Here is a 16,148-nt window from a genome sequence, read left to right on the forward strand (position 1 = left end):
CTCTTTCCTCTCCCGTCTTCCCTCTTTCCTCTCCCGTCTTCCCTCTCCCGTCTTCCCTCTCCCGTCTTCCCTCTCCCGTCTTCCCTCTTCGTGCGCGTGCGCGTGCGCGTTCCCGTGCTCGCTCCGGTCCGTGCACGAGCGAGGACGGACACGCGCACGCGCACGCGCACGAAGGAAGAGCACGGAAGACGGCAGACGGAAGACGGGGGACGAACGACGGGGGACGGGGGACGAGAGACGGATGACGACGACGGACCGCGGCCCTCCGCCGACTACAGCGCCGTCACCGCCTTCGCCGTCTCCTTCGCGATCGCCCCCTGGCCGACGAGCTGTCGCAGGTGCGCCTCGAAGGTCTGCATGCCGTACGGCGTGACCCCCTTCTCCATCAGCTCGCGCAGCGACGAGCTCCCCTCCGGGCGGCGGATCGCCTCGCGCACCGCCGCCGTCGCGACCAGCACCTCGGAGGCCAGGACCTCCCCCGCGCCGTCGCGGCGGGGCAAGAGGCGCTGCGCGACCGCGCCCTGGAAGCAGTCGGCCAGCCGATCGCGCACCTCGCTCGGGCTCTTGCCGAGCGCCACCAGCCGACCGAGCGTGCGCGTGACGTCCGGCGTGTGCACCGCCGCGAGCACGAGGTGCCCGGTCTCGGCGGCGTGCAGCGCGAGCTCGAGCGACTCGCCGTCGCGCAGCGCGCTGAGCATCACGACGTCCGGGTCCTGCCGCAGCGCCGAGCGCAGCGCGGTCGGGAAATCCGACGTGTCGACGCCGATCTCGCGCTGGCTGATGCTGGAGCGGTTGTCCTCGTGCACGTGCTCGATCGGGTCCTCGAGGGTCACGATGTGCCGCGGCAAGGTCGCGTTGATCTGCGCGACGAACGCCGCGAGCGTCGTGCTCTTGCCGCTGCCCGCCGTGCCCGCGACGAGGATGAGGCCGTGGTCGTGCTCCACCATCGCCCGCACGGCCGAGGGCACGCCCAGCTCCTCGAAGGTCGGGATCTTGAGGGGGATGCTGCGCAGGACGATCGCGAGCGAGCCGCGCTGGCGGTAGATGTTGACCCGGAACCGGCCGAGCCCCGGGACGACGTACGCGGTGTCGAGCTCCTGAAGCGTGGCGAGCAGCTCGCGCGAAGGCCTGCCCGCGAGCAGCACGCGCGCCGCGGCCTCGCTGTCCTCGGGCCGGATCCGGTCGACCCGGAAGTAGACCATGTCGCCGCGCACCCGCGCGCCCGGCGGCTGACCGACCTTCAGGTGGATGTCGCTGGCGTGGGCGGCAAGCGCCTTGCCGAGGAGCTGATGGATGAAGGCCTCGGAGGTGTACGGCGTCGTCACGGGGGGGAAGGTACCAAAAGGGACCCCAACCGGCCCAAAGCGCGGCGGGATGATCCAGCGGCGCGGGCGCCGCGCTGGACGGTGGTGGACCGATTTGCCCCGGAGCGATCCCCATGAAGGCGGGAAGACAGGAAGATCATTGGTCTTTCTTCCCGCCTTCCCGCCTTCGTGTGCAAATCCGGCCACCGCCCGCTGGACGGCCGCGCGGACGACGCGCTGGACGGCCGCGCGGACGCCGCGCTGGACGGCCGCGCGGACGCCGCGCTGGACGGCCGTACGGGGCGCCGATCGGCGCGCAGCCGCGCCGGACGTCAGGGCCGCGGCGCCTGGGCCCCCGCGGAGCCCGCGTCGGGCCCCGGCGGATCCAGATCCGCGGGAATGTCGCGAGGGTCGACGAGCCCCTTCTCGGCGAGGGCGCGCGCCGCCGAGATCGCGAGCGCGCGCTGCTCCGCGGGGAGGCCGCGCCTGCCCGATAGCTCGACCAGCGCCGCGGCCGCGGCGCGGCCCCCGTCCGGGTCGAGCGGCTCGCGCGGGCGCGGCGGGCGACCGGCGATCCCGAGCAGCGCCTCGAGCAGGGGCGTCAGCGACGGACCGGACGCCGCGCGGGCGCGCTCGGCGAGCGGCGCGAGCGCGAGATCGGCGTCGTCCGCGTACGGCAGCGCGCCCAGGGCCGTCAGCGCGATGTCGCCGCCGTCCTCCAGCCCGGCGAGGAGCCCCGTCGCGCCCTCGGCCTCGGCGAGCCGGGCGCGCTCCAGCGGGTCGTCCCCGGCGGCGAGGCGCCAGCGCGGATCCGTGAGACGAGGGCTCGGCGGGCGCGGCGCCGCCGACAGCGAGGCAGCGGGCGAGGAGGCCGACGAGGAGGCGCTCGTGGAGATCGCGCGCTCGCCGCGGCACGCGAGGGGGCCGAGGACGACGAGCGCGAGGGAGGCGACGAGGACCGGGCGCGCGAGGCGAAGCGACAGCGGCGCGACGAGCGCCGGGCGCGCGAGGCGAGGCGTCGGGGACGCGACGAGGGCCGTGCGCGGGCGGGCAGACGCGCGCCCGCCTGCCAGCGCGGCGGGGAGGCCCGCTCGTCCCCTCCCCCGCCTCACGGCTGCCTCACGGCTGATCGATGAGCGAGAGCGACCGCTTCGTGGGCGCGTTCTCGGGCTCCTGCCGATCCTGCCGCGCGTTGTACTCGTCGACCACGCGGTTGATGTGCATCGAGCAGAACTTCGGCCCGCACATCGAGCAGAACTCCGAGGTCTTGAAGTACTCCTGCGGGAGCGTCTCGTCGTGCATCGCCTGCGCCGTCTCCGGATCGAGCGAGAGCGCGAACTGCTTCTTCCAGTCGAAGGCGTAGCGGGCGCGGCTCAGCGCGTCGTCGCGATCCCGCGCGCCCGGGCGCTTGCGCGCCACGTCCGCCGCGTGCGCGGCGATCTTGTAGGCGATGAGGCCCTGCTTCACGTCCTCCGGGTTCGGCAGGCCGAGGTGCTCCTTCGGCGTCACGTAGCAGAGCATCGCGGCGCCCGCGAAGCCGGCCATCGTGGCGCCGATGCAGCTCGTGATGTGGTCGTAGCCGGGCGCGAAATCGGTGACGAGCGGGCCGAGCACGTAGAACGGCGCCTCGTGGCAGAGCTCCATCTCCTTCTGCACGTTCATCGCGATCTGATCGAACGGCACGTGCCCGGGGCCCTCGATCATGACCTGCACGTCCTTCTCCCAGGCGCGCTTCGTGAGCTCGCCGAGCGTCTTCAGCTCGGCGAACTGCGCCGCGTCGCTCGCGTCGTGGAGGCAGCCGGGGCGGAGGCCGTCGCCGGCCGAGATCGTGACGTCGTACTTGGCGCAGACCTCGAGCACCTTGTCCCAGTGCGTGTAGAACGGGTTCTGCTTGTGGTGCTCGATCATCCACTGCGCCATGATCGAGCCGCCGCGCGAGACGATGCCGGTGATGCGGCCCTTCACGAGCGGCAGGTGCTCGAGCAGCACGCCCGCGTGGATCGTGAAGTAATCGACCCCCTGCTTCGCCTGGTGCTCGAGCATGTCGATGAGGTCGTCGGCCGTCATCTTGGCCGTGCCCTTGCAAACCTCGAGCGCCTGGTAGATCGGCACCGTGCCGATCGGCACCGGGGAGTCGGCGATGATCGCCCGGCGGATGCCGTCGATGTCGCCGCCGGTCGACAGGTCCATCACGGTGTCGGCGCCGTACTTGACGGCGTAGCGCAGCTTCTCGAGCTCGCCGTTCACGTCGCTCGTGGTCTGGCTGTTCCCGATGTTCGCGTTCACCTTGCAGAGCGACGCGATGCCGATGCACATCGGCTCGAGGTTCAGGTGGTTCTTGTTGGCCGGGATGATCATCCGGCCGCGCGCGACCTCGCTGCGGATGAGCTCGGGCGCGAGGTTCTCACGGCGGGCGACGTACTCCATCTCCTCCGTGACGATGCCCTTCCGCGCGAAGTGCATCTGGCTCTGGTTGGGGCTCCCGGCGCGCTTGCTCACCCATTCGGTCCGCAACATCGACGACCTCGCTTTCGAGGTGGGCGGTGTAGGTCGCGACCGCGCGCGACGCAAGCCTCGCGTCGCGCCGGGCCGCCCGCCCCGAGCCGCAGACCAGAGCCCGCGGCGCGCTCAGGGCGACGGCGGCGGCTCGGGGAGCTCGGTCATCATGCCGAGCGTCTGCGCGCCGGCCGCCTTCGCGCCGTCGAGCACCTCGACGACGGTGCCGTAGACGGCGGCGTCGTCCGCGACCACGAAGACGATCCGGTCCTGCGGCCTGCTCTGGCGCTCGAGGAGCGGCCTGAGCTTGCCGACGAGATCGGCGCGCTCGACCCGCTCGTCGTTCACCATGAGCTCGCCCTGCGCGTTCACCCGGACGACCAGCTGGTCGGGCGGCGGAGGGGTGTCCTCCTTGACCTGCTCGGTGTCCGGCACGCGCACGCCGATGTCCTTCTCGAGCAGCGGCGTCACGACCATGAAAATGATCAGCAGCACCAGCACGACGTCGACGAGCGGCGTCACGTTGATGTCGGAGTTCAGCGGCACCGCCGGCTTCACGACGAACTTCCTCTTCGCGCGCGCGCTCATCGCCGCTACCTCCCCTTCAGCTCCTCGACCGCCAGCGACACGCTCTTGGCGCCCGACTTGCGCGCCGTCTCCATCACCCGGCGGACGTCGCCGAACGAGAGGCGCTGGTCCCCCTTGACGAGCACCTTGCGCCCCGGCTGCGCGGCGAACTCGCGCGCGAGCCGCTCGGCGAGCCCGGCCTCGTCGTACTGGTCGTTCTCGACCCACACCGTCTTCTCCAGCGTCACGGAGAGGATCAGCGGGTCGACCTCCTTCTTCTCCTCGTCCACCTTCGCGGCCTGCGGCAGCTTCACGTCCTTGCCGCGCTGGAGCATCGGCGTGACGACCATGAAGATGATGAGCAGGACGAGGACGACGTCGACGAGCGGCGTGACGTTGATCTCGCTCTTGGGGCCCTTCTGCGGGCCGACAGCCATCCCCATTGGAACGCTCGCTTCCCGGCTGGGCGCGTCAGCGCGCGCCTCGCCGCGGGCGCGCGGCGACGCGCGCCGCTCCCCGCGACCAGACAGGCGCCGTGTCGCGCGGGCTCTGTGTCAAGCGGCCTCGTCGGCGGCCGGCGCGAGGCGGCCGTCGAGCCGCTTCGCCACGATGTCGAGGAACTCGTTCGATGACTCCGAGATGTCGATCGCCCGGGCGTCGACCCAACCCTGGAGGTAGTTGTAGGCCATGACGGCCGGGATCGCGACGAGCAGGCCGAAGGCGGTCGTGACGAGCGCCTCCGCGATGCCCGCCGAGACGGTGCCGAGGCCGCCGGAGCCGGAGGCCGCCATCTGCTGGAACGCGGTCACGATGCCCATGACCGTCCCGAGCAAGCCGACGAACGGCGCCGTGGAGCCGACCGTGGCGAGCAGGCCGTAGCCGCGCTTCAGGCTGAGCACCTCGCGCTGCGCCTGCCGCTCCAGCGCGCGCGACACCGACTCGAACACGCCGTCGCGCTCGTGCCCCTGCGCCGGCAGCCGCGAGGGCGCGCTCGACGCGTAGGCGGCGAGCCCGGCGCCGATGACGCGGCCGAGGTAGCCGATCTCGCCCGCGGGCTTGGCGGCGGCCCGGGCGCCGTCGAGCTCGCCCCGGGCGAGCATCGGCCCCACCCGCTCCGCGAACGCGCGCGAGGCGGCGCGCGACTTGAGCGACACGACGAGGCGCTCGCCGAAGACGATCAGGGACGACACGGACATGAGGGCCAGCACGAGCACAACCAGCCTCGCGAAGAGCCCCATGTGGCCCCACAGCTCAATCAACGTGAATTGCATCGTCTCGCTCGCGCCTCCTGGCGCCCCCTGGTGTCGTGATGGTTTCAGCTATGCTGGATCAGCGCCTGTGGACGCCGCAGCGAACTCGACAGTACAGCAGAGCGTACCTACCCCGTGACCTTCTCTACTACGTGCCCCGCCCTTTCAACAACAGCGCCGCGCATCCGGTGATCACTGTAGCTTGATGCGGATTGGGAACACATAATCCACCTGGGCCGGGCGCCCCTGGTACATCACCGGCGTGTACCGGTGGGTCGCCAGTGCGGCGAGGATCTCCTGGTCCATGTGGGGTAGCGACTTGACTATCCTGCAATTGGTCAACGTGCCGTCCACCTTGATGACGCACTTGACAAGGGCGAGGCCTTCGACGCGCGCCGCGCGCGCCTCGCGCGTGTACTGCGGATCGCGCCCTGCGATTCTCGCCGGCCGGGTCATCCCCGCGCCGAACGGCAGCACCACGTTTTGCGGCGGCGCCGTACTGCCGAGCTGGCCTCCGAGCTGGCCGCCCAGCTGACCGCCGATCTGCCCGCCGACCTGGCCGCCGACGGTCCCCCCTTGGACGCCGCCCTCGACGCCGCCCTCGACGCCGCCGGGCTGCTCCGGGGCCTCCTGCTTGGGCGGCTCCGGCTCAGGCGCCTTGGCCTTGGGCTTCTCCGGCATGTCGTAAATGGTGTCCGGCGTCTTGACAGGCTTCGGCTGCTCGATCCGCTGCTCCACCTTCGGCGGCCGCTTCGCACCGCCGCCCGGCGGAGGCGGGGGCGGCGGCGGCGGCGGGGGCGGCGGCGCCGGGGCGAAGAACGTCACCTCGACGTCCTTCTGCTTCTCGACCCGAGGGCGCGTGGCTTGCCAGAGGAGGGCCCCCGCGATCGCCGCGTGGGCGACGATGGAGAGCATTGCGCCCGTCCCGAGACGCCCCTGGGTGGCGGTGGTGCGACCGAGTACCGAGTCGAACATGGGGGGTCGTAACTCCTAGAACTCGAGCTGATCTGCGTCGATGGGCCGCGACGTGTGGGGGCGTGCGGCGCCTACCCGGAGTGCACAAGCGAGCAAGTACTACAAAAAAGTCTATTGTCTCGCGCGATTCCTGTCTAGGGTAAGGAGGGACTCGAGGGGCCTACACTTCTGGAGGGAATTCCGTGAAGTTTCTCGAAAAGAGGATGAAACACGGAGCGCGCTCACCACGTGCGCCGTGGGGGATGTGGGCGGCGTTGCTGCTGCTCGCCATGACTTTGTTGACCGCGGCCCCGGCGCTCGCGCAGACGGGCAACAGCGTTCTGATCGGACGGGTAATTGACGCCTCGAGCAAAGCGCCCGCCGCCGATGTGGTCGTGACGGCGACGTCGCCCGAGCTGCAAGGGGAGCAGCTCGTGGTCACGGACGGCACCGGCCAGTACCGTATCCCGAACCTGCCGCCGGGCGACTACACACTCCGCCTGGAGAAGGAGTCGTACAAGCCTTACGTGCGCAGCGGAATCGCGGTCCGCACCGGGACGACGATCCGCGTCAACGTGGAGCTGCTCCCGGAGGCGCTGAAGGCGGAGGAGATCGTCGTGGTCGGCCGCGCGCCGACGGTCGACGTCGGATCGAGCACGGTGGGCCAGAGCATCACGGGGGACTTCACGCGGCGCATCGCCGTGGCGCCCCCGACGGGCAAGGGCGCGGCGTCGCGCTCGTTCGAGTCGGTCGCGGCGATCACGCCCGGCGCGCAGGCGGACGAGTACGGCACGTCGATCGCCGGCACGTCGTCCCCCGAGAACCAGTACGTGATCGACGGCCTCTCGGTGAACGACCCCGCATACGGGATCATCGGCACGCCGCTCACCATGGAGTTCATCAAGGAGGTGAACGTGGTGGCCGGCGGGTACATGCCCGAGTACGGCCGCGCGACCGGCGGCGTCCTCGACGTCGTGACGAAGAGCGGCGGCAACACGTTCCAGGGCTCGGTCTTCTTCAACATCACGCCCGGCGCGTTCGAGGGGAAGATCAAGGAGGTCCGCCGCCAGGGCGACACCATCCAGACCGACACGCGCCTGTCGTCCATCCGCGACTACGGCTTCGAGGTCGGCGGCCCCATCCTGAAGGACAAGCTCTGGTTCTACGCGGGCGCCGCGATCGCGTTCAAGAGCTACGAGATGGAGCGCAACCTGTTCGCCACGCGCTACGACCCGACCACCTTCGAGCCGGTGAAGGATCCCGAGACGAATTTCAACGTCGTCGACCGGCTGCCGGGCACGCAGCGGTTCTACCGCGCCGAGGAGCAGACGCTGCAGTACCTCGGCAAGCTGACCTACCAGATCAACCCGGATCACAGCATCGCGCTCTCGGTCTACGGATCGCCGCAGTACTCCGGCGGCGACGGCAACTTCGGGTTCGACCCGGCGCGGGGCGTCGTCGAGGCGGCCAACATCACCGGCCGGTACAGCGCGATCGCGCACGAGTACGTGGCGTCGTCCACCGACGTCGCGCTGAAGTGGGCGTCGGCGTTCAACAACAAGACCCTGCTGTTCGACGCGACGCTCGGCTGGCACAACCAGCGCAGCGCGCGGCTGGCCCCGGACGGCTCGGAGATCGCGTCGAACGAAGGCCTGTCGGGCAGGCCCTTCGTGCTCTGGGCGAGGTTCGACCCCCACCGGCGCTCGATCTACGAGTTCGAGAAGCTCTCGCCCGAGGCCCGGGCGATGTGCGAGCCGCTGCGCAACGCGGACGGCGAGGTCGTCGCGGTGCCGTGCGCGGTGCGCACGTACTGGGACGGCGGCCCCGACTTCCTCGACGACGCGTCGCTCAACCGCTTCCAGCTCAAGGCGATGGTGACGAGCATCTTCGAGGGGCTCGGCCACCACGTGGTCAAGGCCGGCATCGACGGCGAGATCACGACGTACGAGCACATCAAGGCGTACGCGGGCGGCACCAGCTACCAGGAAGAGGGAGACGGGTCGGCCTTCCACGACGAGCGACAGCTCGGCTTCCTGACCGGTCCCGAGGGGTACGTGATCCAGGACAAGGTCACCGTGAACACGCTCGGGGCGACGATCGGCGCGTTCGTGCAGGACAGCTGGAGCATCCTCGACCAGGTGACGCTGAACATCGGGCTGCGCTACGACGCGCAGTACCTGTACGCCGGCGACGGCAAGCTCGGGCTTGCGCTGGCGAACCAGTGGTCGCCGCGCGTGGGCGTCGTCTACGACATCACGCAGCAGGGCCGCTCGAAGGTGTTCGCGAACTTCGCGCGGTATTACGAGAGCGTCCCCCTCGACATGATGGATCGCGCCTTCGGCGACGAGCGGAACATCCGCTCCTACCACGTCGCCGGCCCGGGGGGCTGCAACCCTGCCGATCCCGTGGACGGGAAGGGCTACGGCGAAGGGCAGTGCCGGAACGACGCGAACCGGCCCACGATCCTGGGGGACTACGACCCGAACCGCGAGTGGCTCACGCTCGGCGGCGGCAAGTCCCCGGTGGATCCCGACCTGTCGCCGCAGTCGTCGGACGAGCTCGTGATCGGCGGCGAGTACGAGATCATCGAGAACGCGCGCCTCGGCGCGACGTACACGAAGCGCTGGATGAACAACGTCATCGAGGACATGAGCCGCGATGAGGCGAACACCTACTTCATCGGCAACCCCGGCAAGGGGATCGCGAAGGACTTCCCCGAGGCGACGCGCGACTACGACGCGCTGACCCTCTATTTCCAGAAGGCCTTCGCCGACCTGTGGCTCGCCCAGGCGAGCTACACGCTGTCCTACCTGCGCGGCAACTACCCGGGCCTCTTCAGGCCCGAGACCGATCAGCTCGATCCGAACATCAACACCGAGTTCGATCTGGCCTCGCTCCTCGTCAACCGCGACGGGGCCCTGCCCGGCGACAACACGCACGAGATCAAGATCTACGGCGCGAAGACGTTCGTGCTCCCGAACAACATGCTCATCGATCTCGGCCTCACCTACCGGTCGCGCTCCGGCGCCCCGATCGACTACTGGGGCTCGCACTACCTGTACAGCTACGACGAGACGTTCATCCTGCCCCGCGGCGCGGGCGGCCGGCTGCCCTGGCAGCACAACTTCGACGGCCACCTCGGCTATTCGGTCAAGCTCGCGAAGGACAGCGAGCTCACCGTCAGCATGGATGTCTTCAACATCTTCAACTTCCAGGAGATCGTCGCGGTGGACCAGCGCTACACCACGGCCGACGTGAACCCGTGCGTCGATGGAACGATCGAGCAGCTCGAGGCGACCCCGACGTGCGTCACCACCACGGACGGCCAGCCGCTCAAGGAAACGGCCAAGAACCCGAACTTCGGCAAGCCGACGCAGTACCAGACGCCCCGGCAGTTCCGGTTCGGCGCGCGGGTCACGTTCTAGGCGCGGCGGGCGCGTGAAAGGAAGCAAGCGATGAAGAGGCGATGGCTTGTTTGGATGACGGGGCTCGCGGCGCTCTCACCGCTCGCGGCGATGTCGCCGGGCTGCTCGCAGCCCAAGCCCGAATGCACGGTCGGCACCGCGCTCGTATCCCCGTTCGCGGCGAAGTTCACGCTGATCGACGGGGATGAGGAGAGCCCCTGCGGCCGGAAGGCAGGAACGGTCGAGCGCGTCGGGATGCAGGCGTACAACCCCAACGAGAACGGCGACCAGATCCCCGACAGCGATAAGAAGCTCGTCGCGATCCAGACCGAGGAGTTCGGCGGCTGGTCCCGCGGCGGCGCCACGGTCGACCCGAACCCGGACCTGAACCCGTTCGCGGTCGGGTTCTTCACGTCGATCGAGCCGGATGACAACGAGATCTGTACGGTGTCGTCGCTCGATCCTGCCGAGGTGGTGGTGCTGCCCTCTGGCGAGGGCGGCGCCGGCGGCGAGGGCGGCGCTGGCGAGGGCGGCGCTGGCGGCGAGGGCGGCGCTGGTGACGGCGGCGCCGGCGGCGAGGGCGGTGCTGGTGGCGCCGGTGACGGCGGTGCTGGTGGCGCCGGAGACGGCGGCGCTGGTGACGGCGGCGCTGGCGGCGCTGGTGACGGCGGCGCTGGCGGCGGCGGCGAGCCGACGCTCGAGCCGGGATCGCGCAAGCTCGAGTGGCGCAACGTGCGCCTGTACGTGACGTCGGCCAACCTCGGGAATCAGTTCGAGGCTGAAGTCACGTACTCGGAAGAGAGCTGCTCGGCGACGTACAAGGTCGTCGGGGTGTGGCCGATGGTCGATTGTCAGGTCTACGGCGAGAACCCCGATCCCGAAGGCGATCCGCTCCCCACGGGCAAGGGGGATGAATCCATCTGCCAGGATCCGCTCTCCGGCATCTCCCCGGACCTCAAGGTGAAGTGCGACCCCGTCGCCTTCGTCTGCGTGCTCGACTCGGAGTCGATCCCCGCCTTCAAGAAGTAGGCATCCCGCGGGCGCGACGCCCATCGTCGCGCCCGCGCTGCTCCGGTCCCCCCTCCCCTCACCCCCTCAAGGCGCCGGCTTGACGGCGAGCCTCTCCAGCGCCGCGCACCCGGCGCCGCTCGCGATCTCGAGCTTGGCCGTGAGCGCGCACAGGCGCGACGCCCTCCCGAGCGCGGCCGGATCGCCCGACACGATGGCCCGCTTGGACTCGTGCACGGTGCGGGACGACAGCATCGTCCGCGCGCGCGGGGGCAGCTCCGCGCTGCGCGCGGCGAGCACCTCGCCGAGCTTCGGGCCGGGATCGGCGGACGGCACCCACGTCCAGACCGACGCGAGCAAGGCCTCCGCGAACGCCGCGCGCAGCTCGTCGCCGCCGCGCGCGCCCTCGCACGGCAGCGCCGGACCGGTCGGCCCGACGTCCGTGGCGAGGAGCCTCCGCTGCGCGATCCGCCGGAGCAGGTCGTTGCTCACGCCGGCGATCTTGCCGTCCTCCTCCGAGAACGCCCCCGCCTTGAACCGCACGGCGAGCGCAGCGCACTTCTCGTCGCGCTCGGCGCGGCGCCGCTGCTCCTCGCGCGCCCTCTCCTCGGCGCGCTCCCGCTCCTCGCGCTCGCGCGCCTCGCGGGCCTCCACCTCGGCGCACTGCTCGATCCGCTCGGCCACGCGCCGCTGCTGGTCGCTCGCCGCGCGGCCGAGATCGGCCTGCGCGATCTCGCGGACGGCGCACACGTCCGGGCGCGCGAGGAGCGCGTCGACCCGCTTGCGGGCGGTCTGGACCCGCACGATCACCGAGAGCGCCGCCACGATGACGAGCGCCGAGACCGCGATCGAGCCGAGCTTGCGGATCTGCCGGCGGCGATACGCCTTGGCGAGCGCGCCGCCGCCGCTCTCGTCGAGCAGCTTGCGGCAGCGGCCGATCATCGCCTGCCATTGCGACACGTCCTCCGCGAGCGCCTGGAGCGGCTCCGCGAAGGGGCGATCGCGCCGGACCTTGTTCGCCAGCCGCTCGAGGCACAGGCTCACGTCCGGCGCCTGCCCGTGGTTGGTCACCTCGGCGACCCCCTCGAGCAGCCCGCCGATGCGCCCCGCGTAGACGTCCCACGCGACCACGGCCTCGGTCTGGCTGTCGCCGAGCTGCTCGATCGCCGCGCGCACGTCCTCCATGGGGAGGAGGCGCTCGACGTCCTCCCTGCGGACGCCGGCGAGCTTCGCCGCCTGCTCGATCCCGCGCTGGAAGCCGCCGAGGAGCCCCTCCGGGGCGAGCTCCCGGAGCCCGTCCGGCACCCGGCTGGCCTGGATGCACGCGCCGGCCTGGTGCAGAGGCCCCATCGCGCAGATCAGGAAGGCGCCCCCGAGCTTCACTCCCATCGCACCGTCGCTCTCTCTACCGCGGACGGCGCGGCGCGGAAAGGCTCGCCGCGATGTCCGCGGCGCATCCGCGCATCGGCGCATCGGCGCATCAGGGCCCGCCGCGCGGGGCCTCGAGATCCCAGAGGGCGTAGAGCACGTCGACGTCGTACTCGGTGTGTCGCCAGCCCGGGTGCAGCCGGTAGCTGCGCGGGAGCAGGCCCGCGCGCTGGATGGCGTCCGTCTGCTCGGCGAAGGTGTAAAGATACATGCTCACGCCGGACAGCTCGGCGTCGGAGAGCGGGCGCGCGGCGCGCTCGTGCATCCTGACGTGCGGCCTGCGCTCGACGATGCTCACCAGCATCCGGCCGCCGGAGCGCATCGCGCCGGCGAGGTTCTTGAGGACGAGCGCGAGATCGTCGCAGAACTCCAGCGTTCCGAGGGCGAGCGCGACGTCGAACCGCCCCCACGAGCGGGGGATCGGGGCGTGGTAGTCGTGCCGGTGGTAGGCGCCGTGGGGGCGCTTCTTGCGGGCGATCTCGAGCATGCGCTCGGCGATGTCGAAGCCCACGACGTCGATGGACGGCGGGAGATCGCGCGTGAGGTGGCCCGGACCGCAGCCGGCGTCGAGCACGCGGCCCCCCTCGGGGACGGCGTCGCGCAGGAACGCGCGCACGGGCTTCTCGTAATGCTGGATGTCCTTCCAGGTGGAGACGTAGTCGGGCGCGAAGTCCTCGTAGTAATCGACGAGGCGCTCGATCCGGGTCGCTCGCTTCATGACGCGCTCTTCAGGTGATGTCGTCGACCGCCTGGACGGTCTCCTGGATGTCGTGCTGGTGCGTGTAGCCGAGGATCTCGCGCGCCCGCGTGTCGTCGACCATGCACACGTAGCGGATGTGATCGAGCTCGGGGGCCGGGAACGAGGTCGCCCGGAACCGCCAGAGCCGCGGGATGATCGTCTGCATCACGAAGTGAGGGATCGCGGCGCGCGCGCGCCCGGTCATGTCGATGACGCGCGAGAGCGGCAGCGGCGCCGGCCCCGCGAGGTTGAAGATCCCGCGCACGCCCGGGCGGAGCGCCGCGGCGATCGCGGAGACCACGTCGTCCTGGTGGATGACCTGCACCATCGGATCGAAGCCGAGGAGCGTCGGGATGACGTTGAGCCGGAGGTAGTTCGACGGCGCGTTGCGCACGGAGCCGAGGATGTGGACCGGCCGGAGGATGACCGTCTCGGTCTGCGGGTGCTTCCAGAAGAACGACTGCGCCAGCATGTCGACCTCGATGAGGTCGCGGATCTCGCTGAACGACGCGCCGCCGAGCAGCGGCGCGTCCTCGGTGATGAACTGCGGGTTGTCCGCGCGCGGCCCGTAGGCGTTCGCGCTCGAGAGCACGATGAGCTTGGGCACGTCGTACTGCGCGACGAACTCGAGCAGCCGCTGGAAGCCGGCGAGGTTCCAGCTGTGGTGCTCCATCTGGCTGGCCCGCGGGTCGTGCATGACCCCGAGGTGGACCACGGCGGCGAGCTGCTCCTGGCGGAAGATGTCCTGGGTCTTCTTGCGGCGGATATCGATCTGGTGATGCTCGATGTCCTTGGGGCGGCCATCGAAGCTGCGCCGGTCGACGCCGATCACGCGCCGCTCGCGGTGCAGCCGCCGCGCCAGCCGCCGTCCGAGACGGCCGCAGATGCCGGTGATGAGGATGGGCCGGAGGGACGGATCGGTGTCGGCGCCGGGGCGGCGGGCTCGACCGAGCATGCGTTCGCTCATCGGAGCGACGGTCGCTTCGAGGAGGCCGATGGTCAAGCCCTTCCTGGCGGTGCAGGCCCACGCGAGGTTTGCTATCGTCCCGCGCCCATGGCCAGCAGAACGACGCTCGCCAGGCTGAGTCACTTCGTCTCCCACAGCGCGTTGCCGCTCGCGAGACTCGGGGTCGACAGCCTGCGCGGCACGATCGACGACGCGACCATCCGGCTGCTCGGTCAGGACTTCGAGGACCGGCTGCGCCGGGTCGCGCTGCCGCACGCCGCGGACGGGGTGGATCCGTTCGGGCTCGACCGCGAGTGGGCGAAGTACGCGGTCGGGGTCGCGGCGTTCTTTCATCGCTTCTATTTCCGGACCGAGGTGTTCGGCATCCACCGCATCCCGACCGGCCGGGTCCTCTTGATCGCCAACCACTCCGGCCAGCTCCCGTTCGACGGCATGCTCATCGCGGCCTCGCTGTTCCTCGACGCGGAGCCGCCGCGGGTGATGCGGAGCATGGTCGAGAAGTGGACGCAGACCCTGCCGTTCGTGGCGACCTTCTTCTCGCGCGTGGGCCAGGTGGTCGGCGTGCCCGAGAACGCGCGGCGGCTGCTCGACATGGGCGCGGCGATCCTGGTGTTCCCGGAGGGGACGCGCGGGATCTCGAAGGGGTTCTCGAGCCGGTATCAGCTGCTCGATTTCGGGCTCGGGTTCATGCGGCTCGCGCTCGAGACCGACACGCCGATCGTGCCCATCGCCGTGATCGGGGGCGAGGAGCAGTACATCTCGCTCGGCAACCTGGAGTCGGTGTCGAAGGCGCTCGGGATGCCGACATTCCCCATCATCCCTCAGCTGCTGATCCCCGGCGGCCAAATGCCGCTGCCGACGCGATACCGGATCTACTTCGGCGAGCCCATGACGTTCCACGGCGACCCCGACGACGACGACGCGGTGATCCAGGAGAAGGTCGCGCTCGTGAAGGGCCGGATCCAGTCGATGCTGAACCGCGGGCTGAAGGAGCGGAAGAGCGTCTTCTGGTGACCGCGCGGCCCGGGCGCGCGCCGGCGCGGCGGGCGCTCAGGCGCCCGCCAGCGTGACCACGGCCTCGGGGCCGAGCGAGAGGACGCGCGCGCGGCCGCCGAGGATGGCGGGCTCGTTGCGGAGGCCGTGGCCGATCGGCAGCCCGGCGACGACGGGGACGCCCAGCGGGAGCAGCCTGTCGCGCAGGACCTCGTCCACGGTGACGCCGTCCGGGCCTGGGGGGCACTGCTCGAAGTCGCCCAGGACCACCGCCGCGGCCGGCGCGAGGTGGCCGCCGACCTCCAGCGTCGCGAGCATGCGATCGACGCGGTAAGGCCGCTCGGTGACGTCCTCGAGCAGGAGGACGCACCCGTCCGGCACGCGCAGGCGGCCGGCCGCGGCGCAGGCGTGGAGCAGGGCGAGGTTGCCGCCGAAGAGCGGCCCCTCGGCGGCGCCGGCGCGCAGCGTGGTCAGGCCGTCGAAGCGGCGCTCGCCCAGCGGATCTTCGAGGGCGCGGAGCAACGCGGCGCGGGCGCGGGCGTCGCCGCGGCCGAGCGCGGTGACGTGGGCGCCGTGGAGCGACGCGACGCCGGCGCGCGCGGCCTCGACGTGCAGGGCGGTGACGTCGGAGAAGCCGACGATCCAGCGAGGGCGCTCGGCGAGGACGCTCCAGTCGATCCGGTGGACGAAGCGGTTCGCGCCGTAGCCGCCGCGGGCCGCGAAGATGGCGCGCACGTCGGGGTGGGACAGCGCGCGGGCGAGCTCGTCCATCCTCCGCGCGTCGCTGCCGGCGAGGTAGCCGGTCCGCGCGAACAGCCCGCGGCTGGAGGGCGCCGAGAGCGACGGCTCCCCGCCCGTGCGGCTGTCGCCGGCGAGCGGAGGGCCCACGCCGGTGTCGAAGAGCACGCGGTAGCGCTGGGCCAGCCAGCCGAGGCCGACCCGCGCGAGGACGTGCTCGAACGGGCTGGAGGGGGCGATCACGGCGACGGTGTCGCCCGGTCGGAGCGCCGGGGGGAGGATCAGAGAGGGCACGTCGCC

Annotated in this window: 14 protein-coding genes; 3 read left to right on the forward strand and 11 right to left on the reverse strand. The window is 71.1% G+C overall.

Annotated features, from left to right (window positions below; genetic code table 11):
- Positions 1 to 272 precede the first annotated feature (272 nt).
- The 7 genes from WME98_RS50925 to WME98_RS50955 form a co-directional block, all read right to left on the reverse strand.
- Positions 273 to 1,325, reverse strand: coding sequence for a type IV pilus twitching motility protein PilT (locus WME98_RS50925; RefSeq protein WP_437948834.1), 1,053 nt, complete (start codon positions 1,323 to 1,325; stop codon positions 273 to 275).
- A 311-nt stretch (positions 1,326 to 1,636) separates the two neighbouring features.
- Positions 1,637 to 2,416, reverse strand: coding sequence for a thiamine biosynthesis protein (locus WME98_RS50930; RefSeq protein ID WP_437948835.1), 780 nt, complete (start codon positions 2,414 to 2,416; stop codon positions 1,637 to 1,639).
- Between the two features lie 7 nt (positions 2,417 to 2,423).
- Positions 2,424 to 3,821, reverse strand: a complete 1,398-nt coding sequence (gene thiC, locus WME98_RS50935) for a phosphomethylpyrimidine synthase ThiC (protein ID WP_061627330.1) — start codon at positions 3,819 to 3,821, stop codon at positions 2,424 to 2,426.
- A 111-nt stretch (positions 3,822 to 3,932) separates the two neighbouring features.
- Complete coding sequence (locus WME98_RS50940; RefSeq protein ID WP_437948836.1) at positions 3,933 to 4,388, reverse strand: ExbD/TolR family protein; 456 nt, start codon at positions 4,386 to 4,388, stop codon at positions 3,933 to 3,935.
- A gap of 5 nt (positions 4,389 to 4,393) precedes the next feature.
- Positions 4,394 to 4,810, reverse strand: coding sequence for an ExbD/TolR family protein (locus WME98_RS50945; protein WP_437948837.1), 417 nt, complete (start codon positions 4,808 to 4,810; stop codon positions 4,394 to 4,396).
- A gap of 111 nt (positions 4,811 to 4,921) precedes the next feature.
- Positions 4,922 to 5,638, reverse strand: coding sequence for a MotA/TolQ/ExbB proton channel family protein (locus WME98_RS50950; protein ID WP_020737072.1), 717 nt, complete (start codon positions 5,636 to 5,638; stop codon positions 4,922 to 4,924).
- A gap of 171 nt (positions 5,639 to 5,809) precedes the next feature.
- Positions 5,810 to 6,592, reverse strand: a complete 783-nt coding sequence (locus WME98_RS50955) for an energy transducer TonB (RefSeq protein WP_437948838.1) — start codon at positions 6,590 to 6,592, stop codon at positions 5,810 to 5,812.
- A gap of 242 nt (positions 6,593 to 6,834) precedes the next feature.
- Between WME98_RS50955 and WME98_RS50960 the strand changes: the two genes are divergently transcribed.
- A complete protein-coding gene (locus tag WME98_RS50960; protein ID WP_437948839.1) occupies positions 6,835 to 9,996 on the forward strand; it encodes a TonB-dependent receptor in 3,162 nt (1,053 codons plus the stop codon).
- 30 nt (positions 9,997 to 10,026) lie between these two features.
- The gene (locus tag WME98_RS50965) at positions 10,027 to 11,004 is read left to right on the forward strand and encodes a hypothetical protein (protein WP_437948840.1); all 978 of its coding nucleotides are present in this window, start codon (positions 10,027 to 10,029) and stop codon (positions 11,002 to 11,004) included.
- A 66-nt stretch (positions 11,005 to 11,070) separates the two neighbouring features.
- Here the strand turns inward: WME98_RS50965 and WME98_RS50970 are convergent, their stop codons facing one another.
- The 3 genes from WME98_RS50970 to WME98_RS50980 form a co-directional block, all read right to left on the reverse strand.
- Complete coding sequence (locus tag WME98_RS50970; protein WP_437948841.1) at positions 11,071 to 12,372, reverse strand: hypothetical protein; 1,302 nt, start codon at positions 12,370 to 12,372, stop codon at positions 11,071 to 11,073.
- A 91-nt stretch (positions 12,373 to 12,463) separates the two neighbouring features.
- Entirely contained in the window at positions 12,464 to 13,129 is a 666-nt protein-coding gene (locus WME98_RS50975) for a class I SAM-dependent methyltransferase (RefSeq protein ID WP_437948842.1), read from the reverse strand.
- Between the two features lie 10 nt (positions 13,130 to 13,139).
- Positions 13,140 to 14,105 carry an NAD-dependent epimerase/dehydratase family protein gene (locus WME98_RS50980; protein ID WP_044988736.1) on the reverse strand — a complete coding sequence of 322 codons (966 nt, stop codon included), beginning with the start codon at positions 14,103 to 14,105 and terminating at the stop codon, positions 13,140 to 13,142.
- A 99-nt stretch (positions 14,106 to 14,204) separates the two neighbouring features.
- On the opposite strand from WME98_RS50980, the gene WME98_RS50985 reads away from it, so the two are divergent.
- Positions 14,205 to 15,131, forward strand: coding sequence for a lysophospholipid acyltransferase family protein (locus WME98_RS50985; RefSeq protein ID WP_437948843.1), 927 nt, complete (start codon positions 14,205 to 14,207; stop codon positions 15,129 to 15,131).
- Between the two features lie 36 nt (positions 15,132 to 15,167).
- Here WME98_RS50985 and WME98_RS50990 read toward each other — a convergent pair whose 3' ends face one another.
- On the reverse strand, positions 15,168 to 16,142 hold the full coding sequence (locus WME98_RS50990) for a S66 peptidase family protein (protein WP_437948844.1): 975 nt from the start codon (positions 16,140 to 16,142) through the stop codon (positions 15,168 to 15,170).
- Positions 16,143 to 16,148 lie beyond the last annotated feature (6 nt).

The sequence above is a fragment of the Sorangium sp. So ce296 genome (assembly GCF_051529605.1).
Classification (GTDB): domain Bacteria; phylum Myxococcota_A; class Polyangia; order Polyangiales; family Polyangiaceae; genus Sorangium; species Sorangium cellulosum_D.

Bases quoted from the DNA above. Each gene is read 5' to 3' on its own strand.
- WME98_RS50985 (WP_437948843.1), top strand. From the start codon at position 14,205: ATGGCCAGCAGAACGACGCTCGCCAGGCTGAGTCACTTCGTCTCCCAC.
- thiC (WP_061627330.1), bottom strand. From the start codon at position 3,821: ATGTTGCGGACCGAATGGGTGAGCAAGCGCGCCGGGAGCCCCAACCAG.
- WME98_RS50975 (WP_437948842.1), bottom strand. From the start codon at position 13,129: ATGAAGCGAGCGACCCGGATCGAGCGCCTCGTCGATTACTACGAGGAC.
- WME98_RS50955 (WP_437948838.1), bottom strand. From the start codon at position 6,592: ATGTTCGACTCGGTACTCGGTCGCACCACCGCCACCCAGGGGCGTCTC.
- WME98_RS50980 (WP_044988736.1), bottom strand. From the start codon at position 14,105: ATGCTCGGTCGAGCCCGCCGCCCCGGCGCCGACACCGATCCGTCCCTC.
- WME98_RS50960 (WP_437948839.1), top strand. From the start codon at position 6,835: ATGTGGGCGGCGTTGCTGCTGCTCGCCATGACTTTGTTGACCGCGGCC.
- WME98_RS50950 (WP_020737072.1), bottom strand. From the start codon at position 5,638: ATGCAATTCACGTTGATTGAGCTGTGGGGCCACATGGGGCTCTTCGCG.
- WME98_RS50965 (WP_437948840.1), top strand. From the start codon at position 10,027: ATGAAGAGGCGATGGCTTGTTTGGATGACGGGGCTCGCGGCGCTCTCA.
- WME98_RS50970 (WP_437948841.1), bottom strand. From the start codon at position 12,372: ATGGGAGTGAAGCTCGGGGGCGCCTTCCTGATCTGCGCGATGGGGCCT.
- WME98_RS50940 (WP_437948836.1), bottom strand. From the start codon at position 4,388: ATGAGCGCGCGCGCGAAGAGGAAGTTCGTCGTGAAGCCGGCGGTGCCG.
- WME98_RS50945 (WP_437948837.1), bottom strand. From the start codon at position 4,810: ATGGGGATGGCTGTCGGCCCGCAGAAGGGCCCCAAGAGCGAGATCAAC.